The sequence below is a fragment of the Undibacterium sp. MH2W genome (assembly GCF_049340215.1).
Taxonomy (GTDB): domain Bacteria; phylum Pseudomonadota; class Gammaproteobacteria; order Burkholderiales; family Burkholderiaceae_D; genus Undibacterium.
The window spans coordinates 172,275-184,776 of record NZ_JBMPPA010000004.1; the positions used below are offsets into that span (position 1 = coordinate 172,275).

General features: G+C 47.5%; 14 protein-coding genes. 7 read left to right on the forward strand and 7 right to left on the reverse strand.

Annotation, left to right across the window (positions count from 1 at the left end; genetic code table 11):
* Positions 1–563: 563 nt before the first annotated feature.
* From ACO0K2_RS11345 to ACO0K2_RS11365, 5 genes are read left to right on the forward strand one after another with little or no spacing between them, the layout of a single operon-like run.
* On the forward strand, positions 564–1,601 hold the full coding sequence (locus tag ACO0K2_RS11345) for a L,D-transpeptidase Cds6 family protein (RefSeq protein ID WP_423018793.1): 1,038 nt from the start codon (positions 564–566) through the stop codon (positions 1,599–1,601).
* Entirely contained in the window at positions 1,601–2,869 is a 1,269-nt protein-coding gene (locus ACO0K2_RS11350; protein WP_423018795.1) for a L,D-transpeptidase family protein, read from the forward strand. The genes ACO0K2_RS11345 and ACO0K2_RS11350 overlap by 1 nt, the downstream gene beginning before the upstream one ends.
* Positions 2,870–2,885: 16 nt before the next feature.
* The gene (locus ACO0K2_RS11355; RefSeq protein ID WP_423018797.1) at positions 2,886–3,548 is read left to right on the forward strand and encodes a peptidylprolyl isomerase; all 663 of its coding nucleotides are present in this window, start codon (positions 2,886–2,888) and stop codon (positions 3,546–3,548) included.
* A 45-nt stretch (positions 3,549–3,593) separates the two neighbouring features.
* Complete coding sequence (locus tag ACO0K2_RS11360; RefSeq protein ID WP_423018799.1) at positions 3,594–4,082, forward strand: peptidylprolyl isomerase; 489 nt, start codon at positions 3,594–3,596, stop codon at positions 4,080–4,082.
* Between the two features lie 37 nt (positions 4,083–4,119).
* Positions 4,120–4,908: a UDP-2,3-diacylglucosamine diphosphatase gene (locus ACO0K2_RS11365; RefSeq protein WP_423018801.1), complete on the forward strand. Its 789-nt coding sequence runs from the start codon at positions 4,120–4,122 to the stop codon at positions 4,906–4,908.
* On the opposite strand, the gene ACO0K2_RS11370 is transcribed toward ACO0K2_RS11365, so the two are convergent.
* A complete protein-coding gene (locus ACO0K2_RS11370) occupies positions 4,902–5,588 on the reverse strand; it encodes an ABC transporter ATP-binding protein (protein ID WP_423018803.1) in 687 nt (228 codons plus the stop codon). The two genes, ACO0K2_RS11365 and ACO0K2_RS11370, sit on opposite strands and share 7 nt — an antisense overlap.
* A 25-nt stretch (positions 5,589–5,613) precedes the next feature.
* Here ACO0K2_RS11370 and ACO0K2_RS11375 point away from each other — a divergent pair, with 25 nt between their 5' ends.
* Together ACO0K2_RS11375 and mnmH are read left to right on the forward strand one after the other, a co-directional pair.
* Positions 5,614–6,264: an arylesterase gene (locus tag ACO0K2_RS11375; RefSeq protein WP_423018805.1), complete on the forward strand. Its 651-nt coding sequence runs from the start codon at positions 5,614–5,616 to the stop codon at positions 6,262–6,264.
* 3 nt (positions 6,265–6,267) lie between these two features.
* Entirely contained in the window at positions 6,268–7,338 is a 1,071-nt protein-coding gene (gene mnmH / locus ACO0K2_RS11380) for a tRNA 2-selenouridine(34) synthase MnmH (RefSeq protein ID WP_423018807.1), read from the forward strand.
* Here mnmH and ccoS read toward each other — a convergent pair.
* The 6 genes from ccoS to ACO0K2_RS11410 all read right to left on the reverse strand — a co-directional run bounded on the left by ccoS (position 7,335) and on the right by ACO0K2_RS11410 (position 12,472).
* Positions 7,335–7,478, reverse strand: a complete 144-nt coding sequence (gene ccoS, locus ACO0K2_RS11385; protein WP_423018809.1) for a cbb3-type cytochrome oxidase assembly protein CcoS — start codon at positions 7,476–7,478, stop codon at positions 7,335–7,337. The two genes, mnmH and ccoS, sit on opposite strands and share 4 nt — an antisense overlap.
* Positions 7,479–7,488: 10 nt before the next feature.
* On the reverse strand, positions 7,489–9,723 hold the full coding sequence (locus tag ACO0K2_RS11390) for a heavy metal translocating P-type ATPase (protein WP_423018811.1): 2,235 nt from the start codon (positions 9,721–9,723) through the stop codon (positions 7,489–7,491).
* A 29-nt stretch (positions 9,724–9,752) separates the two neighbouring features.
* Positions 9,753–10,064, reverse strand: a complete 312-nt coding sequence (locus ACO0K2_RS11395; RefSeq protein ID WP_423018813.1) for a heavy metal translocating P-type ATPase metal-binding domain-containing protein — start codon at positions 10,062–10,064, stop codon at positions 9,753–9,755.
* Between the two features lie 377 nt (positions 10,065–10,441).
* Positions 10,442–11,419: a S49 family peptidase gene (locus ACO0K2_RS11400; RefSeq protein ID WP_423018815.1), complete on the reverse strand. Its 978-nt coding sequence runs from the start codon at positions 11,417–11,419 to the stop codon at positions 10,442–10,444.
* Between the two features lie 15 nt (positions 11,420–11,434).
* On the reverse strand, positions 11,435–11,803 hold the full coding sequence (locus tag ACO0K2_RS11405; RefSeq protein WP_423018817.1) for a Rieske (2Fe-2S) protein: 369 nt from the start codon (positions 11,801–11,803) through the stop codon (positions 11,435–11,437).
* A 9-nt stretch (positions 11,804–11,812) separates the two neighbouring features.
* Positions 11,813–12,472, reverse strand: coding sequence for an HAD-IA family hydrolase (locus tag ACO0K2_RS11410; protein WP_423018819.1), 660 nt, complete (start codon positions 12,470–12,472; stop codon positions 11,813–11,815).
* Positions 12,473–12,502: the final 30 nt, after the last annotated feature.

Here is a 12,502-nt window from a genome sequence, read left to right on the forward strand (position 1 = left end):
GCCTCCTTAAATCCACACGAGTTAAAAAAAGCTTTATCAGGCAAAATGAGGCTCAAACCATCAAAATGAAGTTAGCGTGCGCCATAACTTCTTACCTACCACCAGACTACAATTGTAGAGAGTCCAGTAATTTTGCCAATAAGAATACCTCTGAATCATCGCTTGCAATGACAAGAAAATATTTGAACGGGACAGATTAAATATCAAAAGCGGTCATTCTGTCCAGCCTCACATGCGTGTTTTTTCTAACAGCCGCCAAATATGGCGTACTCCGCGTATTTTCGCTTATTTTTTAGAGGATATTTTCGAATTCTTTAAGAGAAGACTGAAAACAATTTCAAATTTGTGAAAATTTTTTTTCACCACTATCTGCACGCACCACCACATTAAAGATGGCCAGCGACATCACCCACACCGCAATACTACAACGCGAAACCACGTTTATCGTCGCAAGTGCCCAATGTGCGGCACTTATTTGATAATATGGCACTTTCGTGCAAACCGAGTATAACATTACTGCCTTCATGTTCAGTCAACCTCTGATAAATCTAAGCCAGAACACCATGCGCCAAACCATAAGAAGTCTCTTCGTTATCTCTCAATTTTCTCTGGCGCTGATCGCCCCTCTCTCTTTCGCTGATGATGCCGGTGATATCGGAAAAATGCTCCGGGCCGGGCAAACCAATGAAGCGATTCAAAAAGTAGACAACGCGTTGATCGCAAAACCGAAAGATGCGCAGCTTCGATTTTTAAAAGGTTTAATTCTGACTGAGCAAAACAAGACACCCGAAGCGATTGCGGTGTTTAGTAAGTTAACAGACGATTACCCTGAACTTCCTGAGCCTTACAACAACCTCGCTGTATTGTATGCGTCGTCTGGACAATACGATAAAGCGCGCGCATCTCTTGAAATGGCCATTCGCACCAACCCAACCTACGGGACGGCACACGAAAACCTAGGTGACGTCTACGCGAAGCTCGCAAGTCAAGCGTACGACAAAGCATTGCAATTAGATTCTGGTAACGCTACTGCAAAATTGAAGCTGACATTAGTACGTAACTTGGTCGGCAATTCAGGCGGTGTCAACCCGAAAGTAAATCCTGCGCCGGCAACCCTAGTTGCCCAAGCACAGCCAACAAAAACGGCACCAGCGCCTGTGAAAGCTGACACGTCACCCGCTGCAACAGCAAAAACGGAAGTGCCGGTTGCGAAGAATGAATCTGCTCAAAGCAAGCCCAAAGCGGCACCTGCACCAGATAAAGACGAAGACGACGTTACCAAAACTGTTGAAAATTGGGCTAAAGCATGGAGTAGTAAAGATACCAGTGCTTATCTGGCGCACTATGCAAAAGATTTTCAAACGCCAAAAGGCGAATCCCGCAAATCTTGGGCAGAAGAGCGCCGCAACAGAATTGAGGGCAAAGGTCACATCAGCGTAAAACTTGAAGGAATCAAGGTAAGCGTTGATGACAACAATGCCACTGTGAAATTCAGACAAATTTATAGCTCTGATCAGTTAACAGCAAACAGTCGCAAAACATTGGTTCTGGCAAAACAAGATGGAAAATGGCAGATCAAGCAGGAGCGCGCGGGTAGCTAATGTTTTTTTCTGCTTTTAAAAACACTTCGGCCACCTTATTGGCAACGAAGATGCGTAGCCTCGCCCTCGTTCTCATCGCTGGTGCTATCTGTCTTTCGCCTGCAGGATATGCTCAGGCGAAAACGCGAGCAACCAAAGCGAATGTCACAGAAACAAGCGGTGAGCTACCTAATCCGGATATGTTATTGATCGAGGTTTACCAGAACCTCGCTAACAATAAATTGCAGGCCGCTCAAGAGAAGGTGGATGCGCTTATCGAAGCGTATCCCCATTTTCAACTCGCTTACCTGATCCGTGGCGATCTGCTTTTGATGCATTCACGCCCGGTTACGTCGTTTGGTGCTGCACCGAATATTCCGCCAGAAAAACTCAAAGAAATGCGCGATGAGGCAGCTATGCGCATTCGATCTTATCGCGAGCGCCCCTCACCCAATTTAGCTCCCAGAGCGGTCATCCAACTCAGGGACGACCAAAAACTCGTCTTGGTAGTGGATGCGAACAAATCTCGCCTGTATGTGTATGAGAATGTGAGCGGCCAACCAAAACTGGTCAGCGACCACTACATTAGCCACGGCAAATTTGGTATCAATAAAACAAAAGAAGGCGACCAGAAAACGCCGCTTGGGGTGTATTACATCACCAGTCGATTATCTGGAGGCAAGCTTCCTGACTTTTACGGCCCAGGGGCATTGCCGCTGAATTACCCCAATGAGTGGGATAAGATCAATGGTCGCAGTGGATCAGGCATCTGGTTGCATGGTATGCCATCTGCAAATTTTAGCCGCCCTCCTTTGGCGTCAGACGGCTGTGTCGTACTCACCAATCCCGATTTTCTGAAAATATCTGCGATGGTCGACATCGGTAAAACACCAGTCATCATCAGCGATCAAGTCGAATTTGAAAATCAAACGAAATGGCTGGCGGAAAGGCAAGCAACCAACAAGCTGCTGGATGATTGGCGAATTGACCTAGAGAGCAAGAATGCTAATCGTATTTTTGCTAACTACTCCCGCAATTTTAAATCAGCACAAGGTGACGATCTCAACACTTGGTTTAATAAACAAAGGCAAACTTGGGAGTCTTGGACCGCGCCGCACATCCAATTAAAAGATGTGACACACTTCCGCTACCCAGGTAAAGATGAAATGCTGGTAAGTACATTCACGCAGGAAACGCAATCAGGAAAAACAAAAACGAGCGTTAGAAAACGCCAGTACTGGATCAAAGAAGCGGCAACATGGCGCATTATTTACGAAACGATCGTCTGACACAGAGGAAGAGACAATGAAATTTACATACGCTAAGGTAGTTGGACTGTGTTTGAGTGCGCTACTCGCTATCGGTGGTACATCGGCAATGGCTGAAGATTTACCGAAGGTGTCGATTAAAACGAATATGGGTGAAATCGTTGTTGAGTTGTATCCCGAGGCGGCACCTAAAACGGTCGACAACTTCCTGAAATATGTCAAAGCAGGTCAGTACAAGGGAACCATTTTTCATCGTGTAATCGGTAACTTCATGATTCAGGGTGGCGGCTACGACCGTACTATGAAAGAAAAGCCAACACGTAAACCAATCCCTTCCGAAGCTGCACTTGCGCTGGAAAAAGGATTAAAAAACGATCTCGGCACGATCGCGATGGCGCGAACAGAAGATCCAAATTCGGCAACCGCACAGTTTTTCATTAATGTGAGAGACAATGATTTCCTGAATCATCAAGCACTGCCTCCCGGCGATCCGGTAGAATTCAACTACCGCGGCACGATGACCAAAGCTCCACGAAACCAAGCATTGGCTGCAACAGCAGGATACACGCCGTTTGGCAAAGTGATCAAAGGCATGGAAGTCGTTGAAAAGATTAAAAGCGTCGAAACTGGCGACGCGCATATGATGCAAAATGTTCCGAAAAAGGACGTCATCATCGAGTCCGCAACTGTTATAAAATAACTTCTGTTATTTCTGTTTATTTTCACCTCATTACCAAGGATTATTATGGCTATTCTCATGACGACAAACCACGGCGCAATCACCATTGAGCTCGACGAAGCGAAAGCACCGAAAACCGTGGCTAACTTTCTGGCGTATGTAGCCTCCGGCCATTACGCTGGTACGATTTTCCACCGCGTCATCGACGGCTTCATGATTCAAGGCGGCGGCTTTGAACCAGGCATGAAACAGAAAGAAACCTTAGATCCAATCGAAAACGAAGCGAACAATGGTTTAAAGAACGAACGTTACTCGATCGCGATGGCACGCACTGGCGCGCCACACTCTGCGACTGCGCAATTCTTTATCAACACTGCAAGCAACAGCTTCTTGGACTATCCAGGTCAAGACGGCTGGGGTTACTGCGTATTTGGTAAAGTGACAGAAGGTAAAGAAGTTGTTGATAAAATCAAAGCAGTGAAAACTTCTCGCTCTGGCATGTTCCAAGACGTGCCAGTAGAAGATGTTGTCATCGAAAAAGTTGAAGTCATCTAAGTCATTATTTGCTTTTTTGAACAAAGTTCAACACAACGTGAATCATTCTGAAAAGCAAACAACAGCGCAACCCAAAACGGTTGCGCTGTTTGTTTCTGATGTCCATCTCAACCCGGGCTTACCAAAGACGACCACTGCTTTTTTACATTTCCTCAAAACGGAAGGGAAGCAGACCCAACAGCTCTATTTGCTGGGCGATTTGTTCGAATATTGGGTGGGCGACGACGATCTCAACGATCCGTATAATCAATCTATCGCGAAAGCACTGCGAGAGCTCTCTGTTGCCGGCGTTCAACTATTTTGGATCGCGGGCAACCGGGATTTTCTTGTTGGTGAAGAATTTGCTGCATGGACAGGGATGCAACGCTTGCTCGATCCAAGCATCATCACCATCAGTGGAAAAAAAATGGTGATTTGCCACGGCGACGCACAATGTACTGATGATATTGGGTATATGCAGTTCCGCAAACAGGTGAGAGATCCGCAGTGGCAAGCCAATTTTCTGTCGCTACCGCTGTTACAACGCAAAAATATCGTACAAGGGATGCGTGAAAGCAGTAAGAGTGAGCAAAGCCACAAAGATATGGCGATTATGGACGTAAATCACGACGCCATCGATGCACTGTTTTTGTCGTCAGGTTGTGACTATCTCATTCATGGCCATACGCACCGCCCTGCACTGCACGTCCAACAGGGCAAATCGCGTTACGTCCTACCAGACTGGGATTGCGAGACGACTCCTCCACGCGGTGGCTGGATTGCCATCAACGCGCAGGGAGATATTCAGCGAGTCTCGCTCGACAGCGAGCGAGCAGTACATCAATGACCCGTCTCAACAGACTCGTCTGCAACTAAGTGCCCCGCGGCAATCGTCAGCTTTCTTCCGCATCGTGCTGCAATCGACATATCGTGCGTCACCAGGACGAGCGTGGAATGAAATTCACGGTTAAGCGCAAACATTAACTGAATCACCGCTTCACCTGTCGCAGCATCTAAGCTTCCGGTTGGTTCATCAGCAAATAAGAGCGTGGGCTCTGTCACAAACGCCCTCGCTAATGCCACCCTCTGCTGCTCACCGCCAGATAAAAATTTAGGATAATGCTTCAGACGCGACGACAGTCCGACCCTTTCCAGCATTTTTTCTGCTTTTTGTTTAGCCTCTTGGTCTCCCCGCAACTCTAACGGCAACATCACGTTTTCTAGCGCAGTCAGGTGCATCAGCAGCTGAAACGACTGAAAAACAAATCCCACATGTTCTTTGCGAAACTGCGCTCGCCCATCCTCAGTCAAAGAGAACATGTCCACACCAGAAAGGTGCACTTCGCCACTACTCGGCGTATCGAGGCCGGCTAAAATTCCTAACAGGGTTGATTTACCTGAGCCTGAAGCGCCAACAATCGCAAGCGTATCTCCCGCTTGCACTGTAAAATTAATACCATTCAAAATGGTCAACGTTCCACTGGCATCTGCCACTTGCTTGATCAACTTACTGACCTTTATTGCCATTTGATTTGAATTGTTAGGATGCGTCATGCTGTCTTTGTTATCCGTTCGTCGATTGATATCCCGTTTTACCCTGTGTATGCTCGTTGGCCTCAGTGGATTACCACTCGCCCATGCACATTCTGCATCAAAATCCATCCTGGTGCTTGGCGATAGTTTATCAGCAGAGTATGGTCTTGTTCGGGGTCAAGGATGGGTCAGCTTGCTCGAGAAAAAACTGGCGGATTCTGGGGGAAACACCACTATCATCAATGCAAGCATCAGTGGCGAAACCACGAGCGGCGGTAAAACGCGTTTGCCTGCCCTCGTAACTAAACTGAAACCTGACGTCGTCATTATTGAACTAGGTGGCAACGATGCACTCCGCGGCCTATCGCTCGCGGCATCGGAGGAAAATTTTAGAACAATGATCACGACTGCCAAAAAAGCCCACGCAGAGGTATTGCTGATCGGAATGAAGATCCCTCCCAATTACGGCAGAGACTATACGGAGCGCTTCTTCTCACTCTATGCTACCCTCGCTAACGAAGAAAAAGTCAGGCTCGTTCCATTTTTATTGGAAGGCATCGCCGACAGAGATGATTTATTTCAAGCAGACAGAATACATCCAATCGCGAGTGCCCATCCGCTGATTTTGAATAACGTCTGGCCGCAACTCGCTCCATTACTCAAGAAATAAATAATGAGATATCCAGAAATCATCAGTTTCGATAGCATCGTCGATCATCTATCCCAGTTTGATTGCATTATCGATGTACGTAGCCCAGCAGAATTTGCCGAAGATCACATCCCCGGCGCGATCAACTGCCCTATACTGGATAACGAAGAGAGAATACGTGTTGGCACCATTTACAAACAGGTCGGCTCGTTTGAAGCCAAGCGAATTGGCGCAGCGATCATCGCATCAAATATTGGCAAACATCTTGCGACACAATTTCAAGACAAAGGCAAAAACTGGCGACCATTGGTTTACTGCTGGCGTGGCGGCAATCGCAGCGGCGCGATGGCGCATATTTTTGCGAAAATCGGATGGCCAGTCGCCCAATTAGAGGGTGGCTATAAAGCCTATCGTCAACACGTCAATCAGACCATACCAGAGCTGATTAAAGGTATTGAATGGAAGGTGTTGTGTGGTACCACAGGATGCGGGAAAAGTCGCCTGCTACGGACGTTAGCAGCAATGGGCGAGCAAATTCTTGATCTTGAGGAATTGGCGCGCCATCGGGGCTCCGTGCTCGGTGACATCCCCGCAGAAAAACAGCCATCACAGAAAATGTTTGAGAGTCGCATCTGGACTGTCCTCAGATCCGTCGATAAAAATAAGCCGGTTTTTGTCGAGGCTGAGAGTAAAAAAGTAGGCAATCTGCGCGTACCAGACGAGATGATGACCGGCATCCGTGAATCAGCGTGCATCTCCGTGGAAATGCCCATTGATGTTCGCGTCCAGCTCTTAATGGAAGATTACGCTCACTTTGTAGAAAATCCCAGCATACTCAATCGTCAACTGGACTATCTCACGCATCTCCATGGCAAAGAGAAGATCCTTCAATGGAAAAAACAAGTACTGGAGGGAGAAATCACACGCGTAGTACAAAGCTTACTCGAGGAGCACTACGACCCTGCTTACAATAAATCGATTGAGCGAAACTTCTCGCAGTTTAAGGACGCTCAAGCTATCGTACAAACAGGCCTTACTCCGAATGATTTTTCACGGAGTGCGCAGCAAATTTTATCTAAAAATACATCAGCTTAACCATCAACATCATCAAGGATACGTTGTCCTTGATGATCAAGCTCATCAAACTGCCGGTTATTAATCGCCCACCAGAACACGCCTCCGATAGCAAATACCAGCACAAGGCTGAGCGGTATTAAGAGGTACAAAATATCCATCGTTACTCCCTCATTTTTCCAACGAATCGATCATGACGTGTTCGGGCTGCGGCAGAAGATAAAGCCGTAACGCATTTAACACGACTATCAATGAACTCAATGACATGCCAAGCGCGGCATGCCAAGGCGCAAGCCAACCAACGATCGCCGCTGGAATAGCGACCAAATTATAGACGATTGCCCAGATGAGATTTTCGCGTATTAAGCGAAACGCTTTGTTTGCAACAACAAACCCAAAATCAAGATCACGCAGCCGATTAGACATCAATAAAACATCGCTGCGCGTCTGAGAAATAGGTGCGCCCTGCCCCATGGCGACCGCCACGTTCGCCATCGCAAGTGCCGGACCATCGTTCATTCCATCGCCCACCATAACAACAACCGCACCCTGTTTTTGCAACGATTGCACCACATCAAATTTATCAGAAGGACTGAGTCCACCACGCGCGTCTTGGATGCCGCATTCTGCAGCAACCCGCATCACAACCTCTGGTCTGTCACCCGACAAAATAAGAACTTGTTTGTTTTGCAGCTGCAATTGTTTTACGGTTGCTAACGCATCCTCACGGACGGCATCCGCAAGTCCAAATACCAAGATGACACCGTGCGTATCAGCCAAGACCGTGACACTCTGATCTTTCATCGCTAACGGCACATCGTAAGGCTGTCGCGTCAAAGACGAAGCAAATGCGACACTACCCAGACGATAAAGCTGACCGTTCACCGAGGCTTCCATCCCGCCGCCCGCAACTTCGTGCATCGCATCAATATCGTATGGCAATGAGGTTTGAGCATAGTTCGCCAACGCATCGGCAATCGCTTTCGACGCTGGATGAGAGGAGCTTGAAGCCAGTAGAAAAGCGATCAATTCAGCGTCTGGCGTCGAACGCACCACTTCCTGCGAATGCAAACGGAGCTTACCTACTGTCAGCGTCCCCGTCTTATCAAAGACGAAGTGTGTTGCTTGCGCCATCGTCTGAATTGCTTTTCCATTTTTGATCAACACTCCATTTTTCGCTAATAAGCCAATGGCCGCTGACATCACACCAGGGGTTGCGAGTGACAACGCGCATGGACACGTAACGACGATAACACTAATGGCAATCCAAAGGGCACGCTCCGGGGCAATCGAGAGCCAGACCAATCCAGTCACAGCGGCGACAACTAAAATCAAACTCAAAAATCGGCTGGCATGCTTATCAGCAAGCAATACAATCGGGGGCTTCTCGGTTGCAGCCGCTTCCATCATGCCGATTAAGGCTGATAAATGCGTTTCCATACCGACTTTTTCGGCTTTGACGACAAGCGTCCCGCTACCATTTGTGGCCCCGGCAATCACATGGTCGCCCGCTTGCTTCGGCACGGCGACAGATTCCCCGGTCATGAGCGATTCGTCACACTCGCTTCTCCCTTCTACCACCACACCGTCTGCTGGGATGTGCTCGCCCGGTGCGACCAACACTACATCGTCAACGCATAAGGCAATAGCGTCCAACGACTCGACATCACGACTGATCGGATAATTTTTTAACCTTTGTGCGGAGACTGGGACCAGTTGCGTCAACACTTGCAATGCTACGCTTGTTTTCTTTTGCACTTTACTCTCGATAAGTCGCGCACCGAGCAACAAAAAAACAAACATGATCGCCGAGTCGTAATAGACAACACCCCCAAAAAAGGTCGACCAAACACTGGCAAAAAACGTCAACAAGATACCTAACGATACTGGTACATCCATACCAATATGGCGATAACGAAGATCACGCCACGCCGATTTAAAAAAAGGTAATGCCGAAAATCCGACGACAGGCACCGTGATGAGCATGCTGGCAATTTTCAGCAGCTTATCCAAATCTGGCGTTAGATCGCCGTCGACTTGCGGTACAGGAACAAGATAGGCTGGGAAAGCGTACATCATGACCTGCATCATCGCAAAACCAGCGATAAATAAGCGCCATAAGGCTAATTTATTTTCTTTTTTCTCAAACTCATCCGGCGACTGTGCTGATGGCAGCGCACCATAACCGAGTTGAATAATGGCAGAAATAATATTTTTTATATTATTTTTTTCGACATCCCACACCACATCTGCTTTATGCGTTGCAGTATTGATTTTAAAAAGCTCGATACCAGGTAATTGCCGCACGCGAAATTCAATTAACTGGACACAAGCAGCACAGTGCATTCCAGACAAAGTCAGCTTATCAGAGGCAATGAGGTGGTCTGCGGTGGGAGGCGTCGGCATTTAGGGGGAATATTGATATCGAAGAAAAATCAACGAACGTCGATCTGCATGGATCGCGCTGCCAGATAATCCTCAATCATGTCATTGCGCTCTATTGTCTGCAATATCGCCATACAGCCATGACAGCACACCGCACGCTGTTGTCCATTGAATTTAACGTAAAGCGCTTTTGTCTGGCGCATCTTTTCGTCACAATGATAGCAAGCAATCTTTTCGACACGCGCTGCGTGAAAAGGAGACAGTGCTAGCAATTGAGAAAAAGTGATCGCCATAGAAGTGGAAGCACCAAGCGGGGGCGCAATGCGCAATAAGTTAATTTTACCCGAATTGACATTTGGCATACTTGATCTTCGTCAATGCTGCCCGCAACAGAAACAAGCTAGTAAAAAAAGCAAAGAGACGGCAGCATTGCACTACCGTCTCTTCGTATTTCATTTTTTACTTTTTGAGGAATCTGAGAAACCTCTACTCCGCTTCACTCCACGGAAAAATACTGCACAAATTGTCTTCCATCCACTTCACACATAACCGGCAAAACAACTGACGACCGGAGCTAAAAAAATATACCCCATTGGAAACGAAATATGATCTATATCGACCTCCCGTGTTGAACCAGTTACGACCTCAATATAGATCAACAAGCTGTTGAGGGGAAGAAAATTAAAACTATGTAAGTGATGAGCCGGATTAAAAAAATTAACTAAACGAATTCACTCAATCAATGTAGAGTCAGTTTGTTTGATTTAATTAAGGTTGCCGTCGCCGCACTCCCAATCGAAGCGCCAAATTTCTTCAAGACGCGCTCAGGCAGATCTTCTTTTTGCGTGTAGTCAACAATATCTTCCGCTTTAATCACATCTCTCGCGACAGTATCAACAGTACCAAATCCATCGGCAAGCCCCATCTCAACGGCCTTACTTCCAACCCAGAATAAACCAGAAAAAGTCTCTGGCGTTTCTTTCAAGCGTTGGCCGCGCCCTTTTCGTACTACGTCGATAAATTGCTGATGAATTTCATTCAGCATTGCCTGCGAATAGGCTTTTTGTTTCTCTGTGACGGGTGAATAAGGATCCATCAAGCCCTTATTTTCTCCTGCCGTCATTAACCGTCGCTCGACGCCGACTTTATTCATGAGACCGGTAAATCCAAAACCATCCATTAATACGCCAATCGAACCGACGATACTTGCCTTATTAACAAAAATTTTATCCGCAGCGGCAGCGATGTAATAACCACCAGAGGCACACATCTCATCGACAACCACATATAACTTCTTGTCGGGATACTGACCACGAAGGCGAACGATTTCATCATTGATCATTCCCGCCTGCACAGGACTTCCGCCGGGGCTGTTGATACGTAATATCACCGCAACGGAACCGGACTCAGCAAATGCACGATCCAGCGCTGGGATCACAGCTGCTGCGCTGCCACTACCCTCGCTGTCAATTTCGCCATCGATATCAACGAGTGCCGTATGAGGCAAGGTATTTTCTGCCTCATTTTGAAACATGCCGCCAAAATGATAAAAACCAAATGCAATCAGCACCACAAAGACAGATTTAAAGAAAATACCCCAGCGCCGCTGAAGTTTTTGCTCTTGAATCGCTGCGAAAGCTAAACGTTCCAGGGTTTCACGCTCCCAATGTGACTGAGGGGCTGAGCCACTCGCTTGATCTTTTTGCTGCTCGTCCATACTTCCCTTTTCTTCTTAGGCAATGACTGGCTGAATGTAATCGTCCGGGTGCCAAAATATCATGCCATCCACTTCAGACACTTGAATCTTTCTCAGTCGACTCCCACGACATGGGCCGCCAGAACAATGTCCCGTTGCTGGCTCGTAAATCGCTCCATGCGTCGCACACATAATGTAGAGACCGCTTGATTCGATAAATTCACCTGAATTCCAATCCAGTTCGACGGGTACGTGCGCACAGCGGTTAAGATAACCGTGCACTACACCACCGTGGCGAATCACAAACCCAGTGGCATCATCGCTACCCGCTGTGACTGGAAAGCGAACACCTAAGCCACCATCAACTAACTCGTTTGATGCGCATACGACAATATTCGTCATCATTTTCTCCCATCAAGCATTGTCGTTGAGCCAAGCATGAAGCTCAGAAACATTCTTCGCAGCGAACAAAGGTTGCAGTGTTGCCAACAAAGAGGCGTCATGTGCACCGTACTCAACGGCAACAGCCCCTGCACCTGCGTTTGCGGCCATCTGTAAATCATGCGTGGTATCGCCAATCATCAATGTTCGATGCATCTCCTGCCCAAGCTCTCTCGTCAGCTCTTGGAGCATTGCTGGATGCGGCTTTGAGAATGTTTCATCAGAGCAACGTGTGGCATCAAATACCGAGGTCAACTTTGCTGTATGTAATGCACGACTTAATCCAACGCGACTCTTCCCCGTGGCAACACCAAGGAAATACCCCTGCTGCGCCAAATCATCGAGCATTTCACGAACGCCAGGAAATAGCGGCAACTCATGATCTTTCGCCAAATAATGGTAACGATAACGCTCCACCATCCGCGGATAGTATTTGGGATCAATGCCGGGAATCGCAGCAGCCATGGCATCAGCGAGCGATAAACCGATCACATAAGCGGCGGCACCATCGTCAGGAATGGGCAAACCAAGATCTCTGGCGGCCGACTGGATACACTTGACGATTTTCGCTGTGCTATCCATGAGTGTGCCGTCCCAGTCGAACACAATGAAGTCAAATTGCTTTTTTGCCATAATTAAAGTGCACTATCTATTTGTGAGTAT